The sequence below is a fragment of the Pseudoalteromonas sp. J2K-J031 genome, from assembly GCF_058197095.2.
On sequence record NZ_CM200279.1, the window covers coordinates 2,851,109 to 2,869,425 of the forward strand.

The 18,317-nt window shown below is 39.7% G+C and carries 15 protein-coding genes; 7 read left to right on the forward strand and 8 right to left on the reverse strand.

Annotation, left to right across the window (positions count from 1 at the left end; all coding sequences use genetic code 11):
- Nucleotide 1: 1 nt before the first annotated feature.
- Complete coding sequence (locus AC3KZC_RS12935; protein ID WP_490578365.1) at nucleotides 2–493, forward strand: FKBP-type peptidyl-prolyl cis-trans isomerase; 492 nt, start codon at nucleotides 2–4, stop codon at nucleotides 491–493.
- A 48-nt stretch (nucleotides 494–541) separates the two neighbouring features.
- Here the strand turns inward: AC3KZC_RS12935 and AC3KZC_RS12940 are convergent, their stop codons facing one another.
- A complete protein-coding gene (locus tag AC3KZC_RS12940) occupies nucleotides 542–1,867 on the reverse strand; it encodes an IS4 family transposase (RefSeq protein WP_518525896.1) in 1,326 nt (441 codons plus the stop codon).
- A 366-nt stretch (nucleotides 1,868–2,233) separates the two neighbouring features.
- Nucleotides 2,234–3,436 carry a tyrosine--tRNA ligase gene (tyrS, locus tag AC3KZC_RS12945; RefSeq protein WP_490578877.1) on the reverse strand — a complete coding sequence of 401 codons (1,203 nt, stop codon included), beginning with the start codon at nucleotides 3,434–3,436 and terminating at the stop codon, nucleotides 2,234–2,236.
- A gap of 194 nt (nucleotides 3,437–3,630) precedes the next feature.
- On the opposite strand from tyrS, the gene AC3KZC_RS12950 reads away from it, so the two are divergent.
- Nucleotides 3,631–4,968, forward strand: coding sequence for a peptidoglycan DD-metalloendopeptidase family protein (locus AC3KZC_RS12950; RefSeq protein ID WP_490578876.1), 1,338 nt, complete (start codon nucleotides 3,631–3,633; stop codon nucleotides 4,966–4,968).
- Between the two features lie 118 nt (nucleotides 4,969–5,086).
- Here the strand turns inward: AC3KZC_RS12950 and yaaA are convergent, their stop codons facing one another.
- Entirely contained in the window at nucleotides 5,087–5,863 is a 777-nt protein-coding gene (gene yaaA, locus AC3KZC_RS12955; RefSeq protein ID WP_490578875.1) for a peroxide stress protein YaaA, read from the reverse strand.
- 254 nt (nucleotides 5,864–6,117) lie between these two features.
- Here yaaA and tal point away from each other — a divergent pair, with 254 nt between their 5' ends.
- From tal to AC3KZC_RS12970, 3 genes are all read left to right on the forward strand, one after another.
- Complete coding sequence (tal, locus tag AC3KZC_RS12960) at nucleotides 6,118–7,068, forward strand: transaldolase (RefSeq protein ID WP_490578874.1); 951 nt, start codon at nucleotides 6,118–6,120, stop codon at nucleotides 7,066–7,068.
- An 11-nt stretch (nucleotides 7,069–7,079) separates the two neighbouring features.
- Nucleotides 7,080–8,705 (forward strand): glucose-6-phosphate isomerase, encoded by a 1,626-nt coding sequence (pgi, locus tag AC3KZC_RS12965; protein WP_490578873.1) that lies wholly within the window; start codon nucleotides 7,080–7,082, stop codon nucleotides 8,703–8,705.
- A 179-nt stretch (nucleotides 8,706–8,884) separates the two neighbouring features.
- The gene (locus tag AC3KZC_RS12970; protein WP_490578872.1) at nucleotides 8,885–9,067 is read left to right on the forward strand and encodes a DUF3545 family protein; all 183 of its coding nucleotides are present in this window, start codon (nucleotides 8,885–8,887) and stop codon (nucleotides 9,065–9,067) included.
- Between the two features lie 52 nt (nucleotides 9,068–9,119).
- Here AC3KZC_RS12970 and ung read toward each other — a convergent pair whose 3' ends face one another.
- From ung to AC3KZC_RS12995, 5 genes are all read right to left on the reverse strand, one after another.
- Complete coding sequence (gene ung / locus AC3KZC_RS12975; RefSeq protein WP_490578882.1) at nucleotides 9,120–9,776, reverse strand: uracil-DNA glycosylase; 657 nt, start codon at nucleotides 9,774–9,776, stop codon at nucleotides 9,120–9,122.
- A gap of 267 nt (nucleotides 9,777–10,043) precedes the next feature.
- The gene (thrC, locus tag AC3KZC_RS12980) at nucleotides 10,044–11,327 is read right to left on the reverse strand and encodes a threonine synthase (protein WP_490578871.1); all 1,284 of its coding nucleotides are present in this window, start codon (nucleotides 11,325–11,327) and stop codon (nucleotides 10,044–10,046) included.
- Nucleotides 11,314–12,267 (reverse strand): homoserine kinase, encoded by a 954-nt coding sequence (thrB, locus tag AC3KZC_RS12985; RefSeq protein WP_490578870.1) that lies wholly within the window; start codon nucleotides 12,265–12,267, stop codon nucleotides 11,314–11,316. Before thrB ends, thrC begins: the two co-directional genes overlap by 14 nt.
- Nucleotides 12,268–12,275: 8 nt before the next feature.
- Nucleotides 12,276–14,693, reverse strand: a complete 2,418-nt coding sequence (gene thrA, locus AC3KZC_RS12990; protein ID WP_490578869.1) for a bifunctional aspartate kinase/homoserine dehydrogenase I — start codon at nucleotides 14,691–14,693, stop codon at nucleotides 12,276–12,278.
- Between the two features lie 225 nt (nucleotides 14,694–14,918).
- Nucleotides 14,919–15,284, reverse strand: coding sequence for a response regulator (locus AC3KZC_RS12995; protein WP_490578868.1), 366 nt, complete (start codon nucleotides 15,282–15,284; stop codon nucleotides 14,919–14,921).
- A gap of 203 nt (nucleotides 15,285–15,487) precedes the next feature.
- On the opposite strand from AC3KZC_RS12995, the gene AC3KZC_RS13000 reads away from it, so the two are divergent.
- Nucleotides 15,488–17,257: a sensor histidine kinase gene (locus AC3KZC_RS13000; RefSeq protein ID WP_490578867.1), complete on the forward strand. Its 1,770-nt coding sequence runs from the start codon at nucleotides 15,488–15,490 to the stop codon at nucleotides 17,255–17,257.
- Nucleotides 17,258–17,360: 103 nt separating this feature from the next.
- On the forward strand, nucleotides 17,361–18,275 hold the full coding sequence (gene rdgC / locus AC3KZC_RS13005) for a recombination-associated protein RdgC (RefSeq protein ID WP_490578866.1): 915 nt from the start codon (nucleotides 17,361–17,363) through the stop codon (nucleotides 18,273–18,275).
- The last annotated feature ends 42 nt before the right edge of the window (nucleotides 18,276–18,317 follow it).

Consider the following 18,317-nt stretch of genomic DNA (forward strand, 5'->3'; position numbering starts at 1 on the left):
TATGAAAATTGCACAAAACGCAGTAGTAAAAATGCATTACTCAGTAATAGACAAAAACAATAATGATATTGATAGCTCTATGAATGAAGAGCCACTTGAAGTGATTATCGGTTCAGGCTATTTAATCCCAGGCTTAGAAAGTGCCTTAATTGGTAAAGAAGTCGGTGATACCTTCAAAGTAACTGTACCCCCTTCAGAGGGTTATGGCGAGCGCCATGAAGGGCTTATGCAAGCGGTCCCAAAATCAATGTTTGAAGGAATTGAAGTTGAAATTGGCATGCAATTTCGTGCTACAACCGACGATGGTGAAGAGTCTGTTGTTGTGATAGATATACAAGGTGACGACGTCCTTGTTGATGGCAATCACCCACTTTCAGGTATTGAATTAACATTTGATGTAAAAGTACTTGAAGTACGCGAAGCTACCGCTGATGAACTCGCCCATGGTCATGTACATAGCCCAGGCGGTTGTGGCCACGACCATAGCCATTAGCATTTAAATTAGCCCCAATAAAAAAGCCGCGTTAATCGCTAATGCCGTTCACTTAAGGTGAGCGGCTTTTTTATTTTTAGCTACAGGGTAGCGGTTTTTCGATACTTTTAGTGTTCTTGGGTAACTTCGTTCTCGTTTTCCCTCTAGCTTAAATTGACTGGCATTTCTTTCTATTTCTAATATCAGTCCGGGGACATTACCGGGCGCATAAATTGGCATCATAGTCAGCTTATGGATGATGTGTGATGAGGCATCTCTAAAGCTTAGTTGGTTTGGGAAAACACTCTTGAGCGACTTCGCCATCAGGACCATCTTATAGCGGATTAAGTTGTACGCCAACAGCACCCCCCATAACTCCTGTCTAATGAGCTCTGGTAAGTTGCTTCTTAACGTAAACCTACTTGCCAGCAAGTGTTGCTTCATTTCTCGGTAGCCCATCTCTATTTCCCAGCGATGACTATAAAGGTCGACTATTTCTGCCGATGGATATGCCATAGGGTCGACCATGGACGTGAGTATTTTGACTTCTTTTCCTTTGATTAGTTTGGTGATAAGTCGCACGTCCATTGTTAAGGGCAACTCTGGTCGCTTTTTTCTCGCTTGAGGTGTGGTGGTTAGGCGGATGAGTTTATCTTGCCTGCCAAGACGTTTGATTTCCTCATACTGTACGTTCTTCTTTAGCGGTAATAACCAATGTGTGTTGATGCCTTTATGCTGCCAATCATGTAACAAGCCTAGTGAGTAAAAGCCTTTATCAAACAATGTTAGGCTGTTATCTGGTACACGTGCTATGAGCTGTGCTGCCAGTGTCATCTCATTTTCACTCACGCTACTCAATGCACTATCAAGAATTAAGTGGCTACTAAGCTCCATCAGACATACCATTCGTACCTGAGGATAGCCTGCTTCACTGGCTTTATTCGCTGTACGGGCAAAGGCTGCGCTGTTTTCTTTACTATCGGGCGTGCGCCATACAACGCCATCTACACCAAATAAGTTCAGACCACACCAATGGGGATGCTCAGCTCGCTCATGCCACTTCTGTGCTGAAAGATGAAATACATCTCGAACCACATCACTGCCTAGCTTCTTTCTCGCTTGTGTCACGGCACTGCGTGCGACGTAATCCACATCCTGCGGTAATACAATATCGAGCTTGTTGATGAGCAGGCGGACTGATTCAGTGCGAAAAAGTGACATACCTATCACGGCCCAAATCATTGCATCCATAGGCAGCTTGCGTTTACGCAATGTGGCCACACCATTAGAGGCTAAACACGATTGAATAATTTCGGGGTCTAGGACATCCGCTAATGACGAAAATTCGGTAAGGCGGTTAATTGAGGTGCGTGCTAAGGCTTCTGACAGTTCCATAAAAAATCCGATGACATGTGGGTTCATCGGATTGTTACATCTACAGAAGATCGGTCAACCGATCAGTAAAATATTTCTTAACTGATCGGCATTACGCGTTAATCGCGGCTTTTTTATTGGGGCTAATTTAAGCTAAGTAACCTGAACTCTGGATAATAAATCTATCCCCAGTGGCTATTTTCAACAATAACTACGTTGAGTTTATTTGCAATAAACCAGCTATTGACACGTAAGCTTGCCTTGTTATTCCTGTAAATCTCCGGCTGGGGAGCTCCTGAATTTTTATCTAAATAAAATCAATACCTTAATAAACCTCTTAACCACAGTTCAGGTTAAGTAATCGATAAAAAGTATCAACAGATTAAATTAAGCAACCGTAATTTTAGCAAATTTACGTTTACCGACTTGGTAAATTGCCACAGTACCTTTTTGAACTTCAAGTTTACTGTCTGATATTTTATCTTCGCCATTGAGCTTGACGGCACCTTGTTTAATCATGCGCATCGCTTCTGAAGTACTTGCAACTAAGTCAGCTTCTTTTAATAAGTTAGCGATTGAGATCACATCACCTTCAATCGATACAGTCACGTCAGGAATATCATCAGGCAATGCTTTTTTCTGGAAGCGATTAATAAAATCCTGATAGGCCGCCTCGGCATCATCGTCACTATGAAAACGCGCAATCATTTCTTTGGCAAGGCTAATCTTAATATCGCGAGGGTTTGTACCAACTGAAACTTCAACCTTAAGTGCAGCGATTTCCTCAATACTAAGCGCACTTAATAAATCAAAATAACGCCACATTAAATCATCTGAGATTGACATGATTTTACCAAACATTTCTGTTGGGCTGTCGGTTATACCAATATAGTTACCCAGTGACTTAGACATTTTTTGAACGCCGTCAGTACCTTCAAGCAATGGCATCATTAACACTGTTTGTGGTTTTTGGCCTTCAACTTTTTGTAGCTCACGCCCCATAAGTAAGTTAAAACGTTGATCAGTACCACCTAATTCAACATCAGCTTCCAATGCTACTGAATCCCAACCTTGCACAAGCGGATACAAAAACTCATGAATAGCAATTGGCTGACCACCAGCATAACGCTTTTTGAAGTCATCTCGTTCAAGCATGCGAGCCACTGTTTGATTAGATGCAAGCTTAATCATCCCTGCAGCACCAAGCTTTTCCATCCAAGTCGAATTAAATGCGACCGTAGTTTTGGCTGGGTCAAGGATTTTAAAAACTTGTTCTTTATATGTCTCAGCGTTTGCCAATACATCTTCACGAGTTAGCGGCTTACGAGTCACATTTTTCCCTGTTGGATCACCAATCATGCCTGTAAAGTCACCAATTAAGAAAATAACTTCATGACCTAAATCCTGAAAAGTTTTCATTTTATTAATTAGCACTGTATGGCCTAAATGCAGATCTGGTGCTGTGGGATCAAAACCAGCTTTAATCTTGAGTTTTTTACCTGACTTTAATTTTTCAATCAGTTCATCTTCAATGAGTATTTCTTCTGCACCACGTTTAATTTCAGCTAACGCGGCTTGTAAATCAGTCATTGCAATCTCCAAATAATATTAAGCTGATAATGTTTTCAAAAAACAAAGACTCGCCTTTTGTAACATCACAATTATTTTGCGATTCTAACTGATTATTTATGGAGTTTAAATGCACAAACCACTGGTAATAGCTTTATATTCGTTATATGCTGATTTTTGTTATAAAGTATCGTTTATTCGGAATAAGGTCCATTATGGTAGCTATGGTGCATAAATTACCTCATCAGCACAAAATTCTCATTGCTGTATTTTTTTCGGTTATTTTAACTTTAATATTAACGACTTCAGAAAAAGCCAAAGCATCTAAAGATAACAACCAAACTGAGTTAGAAGTTGGAAAGCGTTATGAATTAACCTTACAGCATTTAATTCAACCTCCAGAGCAATCAGCCCAAGCAGAAGAATCTGATAATCCTGCTGCAGAAACGGCTATTGCCGTTCCTGAAGTAGCCTATAAAGCATTTACTGTTAAAACAGGTGACAGCTTAGCAATTATCTTTAAACGTGCGGGATTTTCAGCCCAAACCTTACATAAGTTAATTAATCTAAATGACGATACTCAAACACTTACGAAAATTCATCCAGGTGAAGTGCTTTACTTTGCAAGTAATGACCAAAATGAGCTATCACATCTTAAATACCAAATTAATCAAACCGATACCTTATTTGTTTCATTAGATGAAAATAATGAGTTCATTACTAAAATTGATAACAAAAAAATTGAAACCCGTAGTCAAATTACTGCAGGACAAATTAAAACCAACTTTTGGAATGCAGGTATAGAAGCTGGCTTAACTGAAAAACAAATAATGAATTTTGCTGATATTTTTGGCTGGGATATCGATTTTGCCAATGATATTCGTATTAACGATCAGTTTGCTTTAATTTATGAAACAAAGCACATCGAAGGTGAATATATTGGTACAGGCGATGTTATTGCCGCCGAGTTTATTAACCAAGGTGAGCGTTTTTCTGCTGTTCGTCATGAAGATGGAAACTTTTATACGCCTGAAGGTCGCAGTATGCGCAAAGCGTTTTTGCGTGCTCCAGTGAACTTTAAATACATAAGCTCAAATTTCAATCCTAGACGAATCCACCCTGTAACCGGCCAAGTTAAGGCCCATAGAGGAATTGACTATGCAGCTAAAACAGGCACTCCAGTTATGGCATCAGGTAACGGTAAAGTTCTCGAGTCTGGTTACAGTAAATATAATGGTAACTATGTTTTTATTCAGCATGGTAGTCAATATGTTACCAAATACCTGCACCTTCATAAGCGCAACGTTAAACCTGGCGCTAAAGTTAAACAAGGTCAAATTATAGGTACCGTTGGTGCAACAGGCCGCGTAACAGGCGCGCATTTACACTATGAATTTTTAGTTAATGGTGTACACAGAAACCCTAAAACAGTGGCGCTACCTAAATCTGAATCGCTTGAAAAAAATGAGCTTGCTACCTTTAAGCCTTATGCTAGCTCTTTAATCGCGCAGTTAAGTGTTAAACGTGATTTTTACTTAGCGATGCAAAAGTAAGATATTAAGTACTTTGAATCCATTTTTAGTAGATGATTACTGAATACAAAAAAGCAGCCTAATACGTAATGCCGTTCACTTAAGGTGAGCGGCTTTTTTATTTTTTAGTATTGTTAGATTATTGCTCAGCGCGCATAAAAACGGGTTCATGCGGTTTTTGTGTCTGTTCTTGACTAAAATAGTAACCTTGCTCTGAAAAGGTTTGAATGCCGGCCAAATCCGTTATTTTGTTTTCAACAATAAAGCGGGCCATCATGCCACGAGCTTTTTTGGCGTAGAAACTGATCACTTTATATTGGCCATTTTTACAATCTTTAAAAATTGGCGCAATAATCTGTGCTTTTAATACTTTTGTATCAACCGCTTTAAAATATTCGTTTGATGCTAAATTAACTAAGTATTGAGTACCCTGCAGCTCTATTAACTCGTTTAGCTTATCGGTAATAATTTCACCCCAAAATTGATAAAGATTATTACCTCGAGTGTTCGCTAAGCGCGTCCCCATTTCAAGACGATAAGCTTGCATCAAATCAAGTGGTTTAAGTAGCCCGTACAAACCAGATAATATTCGTAAATGGCCCTGAGCATAATCTAGCGACTCTGGCGTTAAGGTATGAGCATCTAAGCCACTGTAAACATCACCATTAAAAGCAAATACCGCTGGGCGAGCATTTTGGGGGGTAAAAGGCTGTGACCACTCGCTAAAACGCGCTGCGTTGAGGCCTGCTAACTTATCACTGATTTTCATTAAAGAGCTCAGCTCTGCTGGAGTAAGTGTTCGGCACACTGTAATTAACTCTTCGCTGTGATCTAAAAGCTGGGGTTGAGTTGCTAGAGTTGTTGGCAGTGGCGTCTCAAAATCTAAATTTTTTGCTGGAGAAATAACCGTAATCATAATCACTATTGACTTGTATTTTATTTAATGTCAATTTCACCACTTATTGTGATGAAAATCACGTTTTTGTTTGAAATACCTCCTAATTTACACTGCTGTTACATCACCAATAGGGCACTTTTGTCTCGCTATAGCATGAGGACATTTGCCCTGTTAAAGCGCGTTAATTTAAGTGCAATATTAATGTATTAAGGTATATTCAAAAATACTTAACAAATCGTATTGTTAAGTTAATTTTGGAATGAGGAAATCCCATGAGCGCAGTATTAGCGGCTTTAAAAGCCCAATCAACCATCGTTGCCGACACGGGCGATATTGAACAAATTAAAAAGCACAAACCACAAGATGCAACCACAAATCCATCGTTGCTATTAAATGCGAGTAAAATTGAAGCGTACCAACCTTTATTACAGCGTGCTTGGAACTACGCCAAAGAACATCAATCTGATGTAGCCAAACAAGTTGAGTTAGCGTGTGATTATTTTGCGGTATTAATCGGAAAAGAAATTGCTGATGTCGTGCCTGGTTATATCTCAACAGAAGTGGATGCGCGCTTATCTTTTGATAGCCCTGCAATGATTGCAAAGGCAAAAGAGTTATTAGCTTTGTATCAACTCGAAGGCGTAAACCAAAATAAAGTTTTAATTAAAATCGCCTCTACGTGGGAAGGAATTAAAGCAGCAGAAACACTAGAGAAGGAAGGCATTAAATGTAATTTAACCTTACTATTTAGCCAAGCTCAAGCGCGCGCTTGTGCCGATGCTAATGTATTTTTAATCTCTCCTTTTGTTGGTCGTATTTTAGATTGGCACGTTGCTCACGGAATGGAAAAGCCAACCGATCCATTGCAAGATCCTGGTGTGCAATCTGTTCGTAGTATTTATGAATTTTATAAAACGCACGGGTATAATACCGTTGTGATGGGTGCAAGCTTTCGCAATACGGGCGAAATTTTGGCATTAAGCGGTTGTGATAAATTGACTATTAGCCCCGCTCTGCTCTCTGAACTAGAAAATATGACAGATGCACCTAACTATCAACTTGAGAAATTTACCGTTCAATTTGATAAACCAGAAGCATTAACTGAAAGCCAATTTCGCTGGTTACATAACCAAGACCCAATGGCGACAGAAAAATTAGCAGAAGGTATTCGTGCATTTGCCGCTGCACAAGTCGACTTAGAAAATTGCTTTAAAAAACTTTAAAGGACTTAAAAATGCCCCATATCAGCATTGAACAACGCTTACACAATAGCTTGTTGGATGCTGCACAAGATTTGCAGAAGCTCCATTTAGTGGAGCTTTTTCAATTGCAGCCAACTCGTGCAGAAATCTATCAATTAAATATCGCGCCCATTTATTTAGATTATTCAAAGCAACGGATCAATCAACAAGCGCTTGATAGCTTAGTTGAACTTGCCGAGCATAAGCAACTTAGCCAAGCCCGAGATGCAATGTTCCATGGTGAAAAAATTAATCATACTGAGCAACGTGCCGTATTACATACTGCGCTGCGTAACAGCCAAAAATTAAGCACTCATGCCCCTGATATTGCAGCCGAAATAAGCCAAACAAAACAACGTATGCTGTCATTTGTTGATGGGATATTAAGTAAAGCATTACGCGGGTTTACTGATGAGGCAATTACTGATGTGATCAGTATCGGTATTGGCGGCTCATTTTTTGGCCCTAAAATGTTACAAAGCGCCCTTGTTGAATATCAAGCATCTAATATTAACGTTCACTATTTAGCTAATATTGATGGCGCTCAAATCAAACAACTGTTAGCTCAGTTAAAGCCTGCAACGACGCTAGTGATTGTTGCCTCTAAATCTTGGACCACAATTGAAACACAAGTAAATGCCAATGCGGTAATGACTTGGTTCAAAAACCAATTTGCAGAACAAGCTGCGATTGAAAAGCATTGGGTGGCACTGACCGCAAAACCAGAGCTCGCCCAAGCATATGGCATTGCACCTGAGTATATTTTCCCGCTGTGGGATTTTGTTGGTGGCCGTTATTCTGTATGGTCTGCTATTGGCCTCCCCTTAGCGCTAAGCATAGGCAGTAAAGCATTTGAGCAATTACTTGCTGGGGCAGCTTCTATGGATCAGCATTTTTGCGAGGCTCCACTGAGTCAAAATATGCCCGTCTTATTAGCCTTGATTGGTTATTGGCAACAAGTGTATTTAGGTTATAACAACCTGATGGTATTGCCTTATAGCCACGGTTTGAAATCTTTGCCTGCCTATTTGCAACAACTTGATATGGAAAGCAATGGTAAGTCGGTTAATCTAAAAGGCGATGCTATTGCAACTTCGGGCCCTATTTTATGGGGAGCTGAAGGCACCAATTGTCAACACTCCTTTATGCAATTGCTGCATCAGGGTAAACAGCAGGCTATGATTGATTTTATTGTGCCAGCGAAAGGCGAGGCACTTTACCCAGAACATCATAAAATGATGATTGCCAACTGTTTAGGTCAAGCGCAAGCGTTAATGCAAGGCAAAACAGAACAGCAATCATTCGATGAACTGATAGCTTCAAATATGCCAACAGAGCAAGCAAAAGCACTCGCCAAACATAAAGCAATGCCAGGTAATACGGGCTCAAATACGCTCGTGATCGAGTCTTTAACGCCTTATTCAGTCGGTGCTCTACTCGCTTTATACGAACATAAAGTATTTTGTCAAGGTATACTATTTGGTATTAATAGCTTTGATCAGTGGGGTGTGGAGCTAGGTAAACAATTAGGTAACCAGCTAATGAATGCCATAACGACAAAAAATAGCAGCCAACTAGATCCTTCAACTCAAGCACTGCTTAAACACATCAATTTATAATCTGACAAATCAGAAACAAACGAACAGCTTGTTTCTGATTCCCCCCCTTTTCAGCCAAAAAGCGCCCTCTGTAACTTAACATTCATATTTTTGCAACCTTAACTACATCTAATAGTTTTAATTTTGACCTTGTTATGATATAGCTACGTTCGGGATTACGAATAAAAAAGGAGCGCAATATGGATAATCTAGATGACATTTTAACTCTGTTAGAAAGTCCGGAAGCAACAGTGAAAAGCTCGAAAAACCAAAAAAGAAAATGGCGAGAAATTGAGGCGCTAAAGGATAAGCACCGCTTGCGCAAGGAGCTGCAAGACCTAGATTGGTCACACGAAGTCGAACTAGAAGAACTTAATTTTTAATTCCTAAAAGGCTCCTTTGGAGCCTTTTTTACTCTTGCTAACTTAAATTAGCTTAAACTTGCCAATCTATCGGCTTACTCCCCTGCTCTTGCAATAACTGATTGATGGTTGAAAAATGCTTACAGCCATAAAATCCTCGATATACCGACAGTGGCGATGGATGCGGCCCACTTAATACCTTATGTACACCTTGATTTATTTTTTTGCCTTTTTTCTGGGCATGCGCGCCCCAAAGAACAAAAATAATCGGCTGTGATTGCGCATTTAACAAAGCTATCACCCTATCAGTAAACTGCTCCCAACCAAGATGTTTATGAGAATGCGCTTGGCCTTGCTCGACTGTCAGTACGGTATTGAGCATCAATATCCCTTGCTGCGCCCACTTTTGCAAATAACCGTGCTCTGGAATAGCAAAGCCCTCAATATCAGTCGCGAGCTCTTTATAGATATTTACTAAAGACGGAGGCGGTTTAATACCCGGTAATACTGAAAAACACAATCCATGGGCCTGACCTTCGCCGTGATAGGGGTCTTGACCAAGAATAACCACTTTTACATCAGCCAACGGTGTTGCCTCAAACGCACTCAAGACTAAATGTTCAGGCGGGTAAACTACCACTTCAGCACGTCGCTGCGAGACATAAGTTAGCGTATCCGCTAAATAAGGTTGTTGCTGTTCTTGGGCGATAAACTCAGACCAATTCATAATATTCTCTTGTATTCAATCGACATGCTATTATGCCAATCTCTAGCTGACAAAAATAGCAGGCATAAAAAAAGCCAGCTGAGCTGGCTTGATTAAAAACAAGTTTATTATACCAATCACGATAAGTAAGTGATCAAAAATAGCGTAGGAAAAACGCTTGAGAACAAGGCAGACTTTTTCGATAAGTAGTTATTCTACAATCAAAAAATCTAACGAAGTTATCGAGTGTTTTAACAAGCTAGGGTGATCAGTTATTTATTACGATTGGTATTAGCCTAATTTAACTAATAACGCTTCACGCAATATATGATAATCATTCACTAAATCAACCGCTAAACACGGTTTAGCCAGTGCATCGCTAAGCGGTTTTGGCATCTCTAACTTAATATCTAAAATACCTTCAACACTTTCTTTAAATTTAGCAGGGTGTGCAGTAGCTAAAAATACCCCAACACCATCTGCGGCCAAGTCACGCTTAAGCCCTTCATAAGCAATAGCCGTATGTGGCTCAGCTAAATAGCCTAACTCATTTAAATGATGCATCGCGGCTTGTGTGGTTTGCTCATCAATGGCGTGTGAGTAAAAGTTGTCATAGCTAAACCAGTTGTGATCGAGCATATATTGCACACGCGGCCAGTTATTTGGACGGCTCACATCCATTGCATTAGACAGCGACTCTTTAGTTGCAGTCGGTTGCCATTCTTTATTGTGTAAAAAACGTGGTACGGTGTCATTTTGATTGGTTGTTGCCGACAGTTTCACGGCAGGCAAACCTATCACCGCACCTATCATTGCGGCGCAAACATTACCAAAGTTACCACTGGGTACTGAAATGTGAGCTTGCGCTCTTTGCGCTTTAGGTAAACGCGCCAAAGCTTCAAAGTAATAACACACTTGAGCCACTAAGCGACTGATGTTAATTGAGTTAGCCGAATTCAAACCTAAACGCTGTTTGACTTCATTATCTAAAAACGCAGCTTTAACCATCGCCTGACAATCATCAAAACTACCATCAACGGCATAACAATGAATATTCTCACCCAAGGTGGTAAATAGCTTTTGCTGCGCAAGTGATATTTTACCTTTAGGGTATAAAATCACGACATCGATATTGTCTTTTTTATAAAAAGCATGTGCAACTGCAGCGCCAGTATCCCCACTTGTCGCGGTTAAAATGGTAGTCTTATTACCTTGGCTAAACTCAGCTAAACATTCAGCCATAAAACGACCACCAAAGTCTTTAAAAGCCAGGGTTGGTCCATGATAAAGCTCTAAACAATAAATGTTTTTTTCAACTTCAACTAATTTCAAATCAAAGTTAAATGCGCGAGCGACCATGGCAGCCACTTGCTCAGTTGAGAGTTCATCGCCAATTAAATGGCTTAAAATTTTGCTACTACGCGTAACAAAATCGAGCTCGAGTAACGCATCAATGTCTGCCATTGGGGTTAAATTTTCAGGAAAAAACACTCCTTGATCTCGCCCTAACCCTGTCTTTACCGCTTGGATAAATGACACTTTTTCTGAATTATCTTTTAAATTATGCAGTAACATTGCTTGCTCCATTTTCTAATACTCGAGTGCCTAAATTATCTAATTGGCAAATATGACAAAAACCTTGGTCGTTAATATAATTTTGCGCCAACCAAGTTGCGCATTGCTCTGCAGTTGCTAAATCAGTACACACTGCAAACAGAGTCGGCCCTGCACCTGAAATACTCATCGCTTTAGCACCCAGTTCTGGCAAAGCAACTTTAGCTTCAGCAAAACCATCAATTAACGCAGCCCGATGCGGCTCTGCAATATGATCAGCCATGATTGACAGCGCTAACTCATACTGGCCGGTTAATAAGTAACTGGTAAACGCAGATAAACGCTGAGCAAACTCCACACTATCATGGAGTGAAATTTCTTTAGGTAACACTGAGCGCGCCTTGGCTGTATTTAAACTAAAACCAGGAAAAGCAACCACATAATACCAATCAGGATTTACAGGTAAACTAATTGATTTATTTGGAATTAAATCACCCGTTAACTGCAAGCCACCTAAATAACACGGTGAAATATTGTCATAATGGCGACCGCCACTCACTATGGCTTCAAAATCGGCCATTAATTCAATCAATTGAACTTGGCTCAGTTGGGTATTGGCAAATTTATCTAACGCAGTAAAAGTAGCAACTACTGAACAAGCACTCGAACCGAGCCCAGAACCAATTGGCAAATTTTTCTTAAGCTCTAAACGTACAGGTGGCATTTCTGGCGCCACGTGTTGGCGAAAATGCAATAAACACTGATACGCCAAATTTTCTTGCGCGGCGCTAGGTAATTTTGCCGCATATTGACCACTACATACAAAGCTTTCTTCATCCGCAGCTTCGATACGGACAACATCACCTAACAAACGACCATCTATAGGCGCAAGCGCCGCGCCTAAGGCATCAAAACCAACTGCAAAATTGCCAACTGAAGCTGGGGCATAAACTTCAAACATAATGCCTCCTAGCGAGATACGATTTTTAAAATATCAGAAAAAACACCCGCTGCAGTCACTTGTGCACCTGCACCATAACCACGAATAACAAACGGGCGTGGCTGATAATACTGACTTAAAATTGCCAAGGCATTTTCACCATCACGAATATCATTAAGCGCATGATCAGCCGCAACAGCCTCAATTCCCACTTTACAGTGCCCGTTCACTATACTGCCAACATAACGCAACACTTTCCCCTCATCACGGGCTTGATTTACTTTTGCACCAAATGCCGCATCTAAGGCTGGTAATTGCGCCATAAACTCATCAACATTTGCACCTTTGGCAAACCCCTCTGGTAATACAGACTCCACTTCAATATCAGACAGCTCAAGTTCAAGCCCTGATTCTCGTGCGATGATTAATAGTTTGCGTGCGACATCCGTACCCGATAAGTCATCACGAGGATCAGGCTCGGTAAAGCCATTTTTCTTCGCTTGCAAGGTTGCTTCCGATAAAGTCAAACCATCTTGTAGTGCACCAAAAATATACGATAACGAGCCCGATAAAATACCGCTAAAACTCAGTAATTGATCCCCTGCACTAAACAATAATTTTAAATTATCTAATACAGGTAAGCCTGCGCCCACATTGGTTTCATATAAAAATTTACGGTTGTTTTTAAGACTCGTTTGCATTAATTGCTGGTAATAAGCTTGAGATGAAGTATTGGCTTTTTTATTCGCGGCTACTACATGAAAACCCGCAGCTAAAAACGAAACATACTGATCAGCCAATTGGCTTGATGAACTACAATCAACAATCACAGGATTAATTAAATGATTTGCTTTAACAAAAGCTTCTAGGGTTGCCAATTCAAAACGTTGAGTCGACTCAGCCAACTGCGCAGGCCAAGTGTGCAAACACACCCCCTCTTCATTCAATAACACTTGTTTAGAGTTCGCCACGCCATATAAATTAAGTTTGATATTACGTTGCTCAAGCCAATGCTGTTGTTTTTCAAATTGCTTAATCAGCTCAGCGCCCACTAAACCACAACCCAATAAAAACACATCGATTGATGGAATATGAGTAAAGAAGTTTTCATGACATACTTTTACTGCATCATTGCATAGTACGCCGTCGATCACTGCTGAAATCGAGCTTTCAGTAGAGTCTTGCGCTATTGCAACAATATTTACTTGCGCTTGGGCTAAAGATGCAAAAAACTTAGCAGCCAAACCCCGATGCGCCTTCATATTGTCACCCACTAAAGTGACGATAGCCAATTCACGCTTAACCTGTACCGGCTCGATTAATCCAGCTTGCGACTCAAGCTCAAAGGCCGCCTCAAGCGCACCTAAAGCCAAATTTAAATCAGCTTCATGCACACAAAAACTAATGCTAAATTCACATGACGATTGCGTAATTAATACAATTGAAACATTATCTTGCGCAAGTGCTGTAAAAACACGTGCAGCCATGCCAACTTTACCTTTCATGCCAGGGCCAGAGACCGTTAGCATTGCGAGGTCTTGTAGGCTCGATAACGCTTTTACAGGCTCCTCAGCACTTGAAGCCTCACTGATTAAAGAGCCAGGAGCTTCAGGATTATGCGTATTTTTAATTTCACAAGGCACACCAGCTTTGGCACACGGTAATATTGTTTTTGGGTGCAATACTTTTGCACCAAAATAGGATAACTCCATTGCCTCTTTATATGACAAACTATCGATTTTTGTTGCTTTACTGATATAACGAGGGTCAGCACTATAAACGCCATCAACATCGGTCCAAATTTGACACACATCGGCTTTTACACAGGCAGCTGCTATCGCGGCAGAATAATCAGAACCATTACGGCCAAGTGTCGTGAGCTCACCCGCATCATTACTAGCCGTAAAACCAGGCATAATATAAATTTGACTTGGTGCCAATGCCATTTGATCAGCAAAAAGAGGTGTACTTAAAGAGATGCTCGCTTCCGCATCTAAGTGGCCACCACGAGATAAAATACAATTAGTTGCTTCCAAATAAGTAGGATTGTGCTCACTAAGCAATGCTTGCATTAGTGCAACACTTAAACGTTCACCAAACGAAATTACAAATGCACGCACTGAATCTGGACATACACCGAGTAACGAAACGCCTGATAACTTCTGTTGTAATAATTTAAAATCAGGCCAATTGCTTATAACCTTTCCAGCATTTTCAACTTGTTGTTTTAACTCTAAACTACGCGATAACAACGCATCCCATTGCGGTTGAAAATCTGAGCTTTTTTCAGCAAGCTCTGCCAACTCAACCAATTTATCTGTCATGCCACCTGGAGCAGACAACACTAATAATACCTGTGACGATAACTGAGCATTAACTAACTGAGCGACTTGTTGCAAACAAGCATAATCAGCCAGAGACGACCCACCAAACTTCATAACTTTCATATTAATTTCCTCATCCCCAAAAACGAAAAAGGCCTGCGCTCGTTGTGAGCACAGGCCTTTTATTTTGCGTACAGACCCATGCCACTATCCAGTTAGGATGGTGGTTGTAATAATAATGGTTAGTACTGAATTATATTTGTTCATAGCCTTTAGACTGCCTTAAAATGCCTAGCGGTGTCAAGATAGAAAAAACGCATAAATTATTTCTTTTTTATTTAAAAATGATTACCTAATGCCAAACTTATGCATAACTTCTGCCAGCGCACCCATTGACACTGGTTTCTCAATAAAGGTGAGCGCCCCTAAACTCATCACTTTTTGCTTCATTTCTGGCTGAATATCAGCAGAAATAACCACCACAAAACATTCTATTTTATTTTCTTTAATATATTGCAGTACCCCAACGCCATCGATTACAGGCATCGTTAAGTCTAAACACAACAAACCAATTTCTTGGTGTGCTAAGATATGTATAGCCTCTTGCCCATTAGCAGCTTGAAAAACTTCAAACTCTGTATTTTTGGCCAGAAGCCGAACCACTTGTTTGCGTGCTAACATCGAATCATCGCAAACTAGAATAGGAAATTTCATCAGTTATTTTTAACTAAAAATCAAATCAATCTGCAACAGTTATAACATAGGTCTAAACAAAAAAATAATTTTTAGGTCTTTGATTCACTTTTAAAAATAAATAGATAAAACCTGATTAATTTATTTATTTTTTTTAATATATTAGCTAAGTTTATAGAGCAAAATGTTGCTAAATATCGTATCCATGGAGTGTTAGTTAACCAATGTTACAAAAAAGCCTCTCGAAAAGATTATTGACTAGTGTTTTATCTGTCTATTTCTTACTCACGTTTATTGTAACCTGTGGCCAAGTCATTGCTGAGTTTTACAATGCTAAAGACTATATTCGCAATGAATTAACTACTCTACAAAAAACATTTTCTGGCAGTTTGACCCGAGCCATTTGGGAGCTCAATACCCAACAAACAGTGACGATTGCCGAAGGCCTACTCGCAATTCCTATGATTGAAGGGATTATAGTACGTGATGATACAGGCGAAATAATCTCACAACTTGGCCGCTCTTTAGATATTCGCGATTTATACAGCGAGCAGTTGGTCCAAGATGCATCGACCATTGAAGACACCACTTCATCAGGCTTATTTGGATATACCTTTCCACTGATTTTTGAATTTTCAGGACGCGCAACCCAAGTGGGGGATGTCACCCTGTTTTCAAGTCGAGAAGTTGTACTGAGCCGCATTATGATCTCAATTTACTTTTTAATTGGTAATGCGATGATCAAAACAACATTTTTAATTATTTTATTCTTATTATCGTTTAGAAAGCTCCTTACCGAACCCCTTACAGAATTAACAAACCAAATTGAAGAGTTAGAGATCGATAACCTAGATGGGGCACGATTAGAAATTCATACCACTGAGCATAATGAATTAAAGATTATGGAGCATTCATTTAATAAGTTAATTGATAAAGTCAGTGATTATAAAAATCAACTAGAATCTACTCAAAAGAAACTTATTGAAAGCAACGAAAAACTCGATCAACAAAATTTACTACTCGAGCAAGAGGTTGCAAGAAAAACATCCAATCTCAGTCAAGCTATGATGGACTTGCAACAACAAAAATATGAGTTAGAAAAACAAAAGCTCACCCTTACTGAGGAAATCGAACGCAGAAAGCATACCGAGACAGAACTAATCACAAAACAACAAGATTTACAGCGCTATTTAGATGAATTAAATCAAGCTCAAGAACGCCTTGTTAGCTCAGAAAAAATGGCGGCATTAGGTGGTTTAGTTGCAGGGATTACTCATGATATTAACACCCCTGTTGGTATAGGAGTGACTGCCACCTCTTTTTTAGAAGAGCGCCTACATCAAATCGAGCTCGCTTATCAAAATAAAACGCTCTCACCCAAAGCGCTAGAGGAATTTATTAATGATGCTAAGCAAAGCACAAGCTTATTAACCACAAACCTTCAGCGCGCATCTGAGCTTGTTGCAAGCTTTAAACAAATAGCAGTCGACCAAGCGAGTGAAGCTGTACGTACAATTAACCTAAAAAGTTACTTAGGTGAGATCATTCGTTCTTTACATCCCAAATTAAAGAAAACGCTTCACAAAATTAATTTAGAGTGCCCCGAAGATTTAACCCTTAACATTCCTGCAGGTGCAGTGAGTCAAATATTTACCAACCTCATCATGAACTCACTAATTCATGGTTTTGAGGGCGAAAGCCAAGGGATTATTACAATAAAAATAACTGAACAAGATGGGATGGTTGACATCATTTTCCAAGATAATGGTAAAGGTGTCGCCCAAGAACAACTTGATAAGCTCTTCGATCCATTTTTCACAACCAAACGAGAGCAAGGCGGTAGTGGTCTTGGTACTCATATCAGCTTTAACTTAGTCAAACAAACGTTAGGTGGTGACATTATTGCCACAAGCACATTAGGTGAAGGATTGAAATACCATATCACCTTCCCTAAAAATATGCCTACCCCAATGCAATTACTCAGTGATGGCTAAGAACTAGTAATATTTAATTTTAAAGGCGCATAATGCGCCTTTTTATTTAAGCGAAGCTGCAAAATTGCTATCATCTGAAAACAATAATATTAGGATATACATTATGTGGTTTAGTAACCTTATCTGCTATCGATTCAAACAAGAAACACAATACACACAAGATGAATTCGAAAAAGCCCTTGAACAGGATATTTTTAGAGCTTGTACTAGCCAAGAACTAAGCTCATTTGGCTGGACAAAACCACTTGGAAAACACGGTCAAAGCCTTAGCCACTTTTCAAAAAATGCGATTTTAGTATGTGCAAAACGTGAAGAAAAGGTACTTCCTGCATCAGTGATCAATGAACTTCTTGCTGAAAAAATTGAGCATATTGAAGCGGAAGAAAACCGCCCGGTTAAGAAAAAAGAAAAAGACGAGTTAAAAGAAAACTTACTCCATAGTTTATTACCACAAGCGTTTAAAAAGTCGAGCTTACAATACGCATTTATCGATTTAGAAAAAGGCTGGCTAATTGTAAATAGTGGTAGTTTCAATAAAGCAGAAGAGTTACTAGCCCTCCTACGTAAATCATTAGGTACTCTACCCGTTGTTCCTGCGTTTGTTAATTATGACTTAGGAGTCTTTTTAACAAGCTGGTTAACCGAGTTTACTGCGCCTGAAGGATTTACTATTGGTCAAGAAGCTGAACTGGTTGATCCTACTGAGAATGGGGGGCAGGTAAAATTAAAGCAACACGATTTAGCCTCTGAAGAAGTTAAAAATCACCTAACAAATGGAAAGGTCGTCACTAAGCTTGCTTTTGATTGGCAAGAACGCATTAAATTTATTTTACAAGAAGACGGTTCAATTAAGCGTCTAAATTATTCTGAGGTCTTAAAAGAAGAAAATGCCGATATCCCTAAAGATGATATGGCGGTTAAACTTGATGCAGACTTCATTTTAACAAGCGAAGAGATAAAACAACTATTAGAAGAACTCATTGCAAGCCTTGGTGAGCCTGCAGATTCTTTAGCCTAACAAGCAAAATAAAAGGGCTATAAATAGCCCTTTTATTTAAAT

Excerpts from the sequence above, each read along its gene's own strand:
- thrA (WP_490578869.1), bottom strand. The coding sequence starts at position 14,693 with ATGAAAGTTATGAAGTTTGGTGGGTCGTCTCTGGCTGATTATGCTTGT.
- AC3KZC_RS12940 (WP_518525896.1), bottom strand. The coding sequence starts at position 1,867 with ATGGAACTGTCAGAAGCCTTAGCACGCACCTCAATTAACCGCCTTACC.
- AC3KZC_RS12970 (WP_490578872.1), top strand. The coding sequence starts at position 8,885 with ATGGATAATCTAGATGACATTTTAACTCTGTTAGAAAGTCCGGAAGCA.
- pgi (WP_490578873.1), top strand. The coding sequence starts at position 7,080 with ATGCCCCATATCAGCATTGAACAACGCTTACACAATAGCTTGTTGGAT.
- thrC (WP_490578871.1), bottom strand. The coding sequence starts at position 11,327 with ATGTTACTGCATAATTTAAAAGATAATTCAGAAAAAGTGTCATTTATC.
- AC3KZC_RS12995 (WP_490578868.1), bottom strand. The coding sequence starts at position 15,284 with ATGAAATTTCCTATTCTAGTTTGCGATGATTCGATGTTAGCACGCAAA.
- AC3KZC_RS12950 (WP_490578876.1), top strand. The coding sequence starts at position 3,631 with ATGGTAGCTATGGTGCATAAATTACCTCATCAGCACAAAATTCTCATT.
- yaaA (WP_490578875.1), bottom strand. The coding sequence starts at position 5,863 with ATGATTACGGTTATTTCTCCAGCAAAAAATTTAGATTTTGAGACGCCA.
- rdgC (WP_490578866.1), top strand. The coding sequence starts at position 17,361 with ATGTGGTTTAGTAACCTTATCTGCTATCGATTCAAACAAGAAACACAA.
- AC3KZC_RS13000 (WP_490578867.1), top strand. The coding sequence starts at position 15,488 with ATGTTACAAAAAAGCCTCTCGAAAAGATTATTGACTAGTGTTTTATCT.
- tal (WP_490578874.1), top strand. The coding sequence starts at position 6,118 with ATGAGCGCAGTATTAGCGGCTTTAAAAGCCCAATCAACCATCGTTGCC.
- AC3KZC_RS12935 (WP_490578365.1), top strand. The coding sequence starts at position 2 with ATGAAAATTGCACAAAACGCAGTAGTAAAAATGCATTACTCAGTAATA.
- thrB (WP_490578870.1), bottom strand. The coding sequence starts at position 12,267 with ATGTTTGAAGTTTATGCCCCAGCTTCAGTTGGCAATTTTGCAGTTGGT.
- tyrS (WP_490578877.1), bottom strand. The coding sequence starts at position 3,436 with ATGACTGATTTACAAGCCGCGTTAGCTGAAATTAAACGTGGTGCAGAA.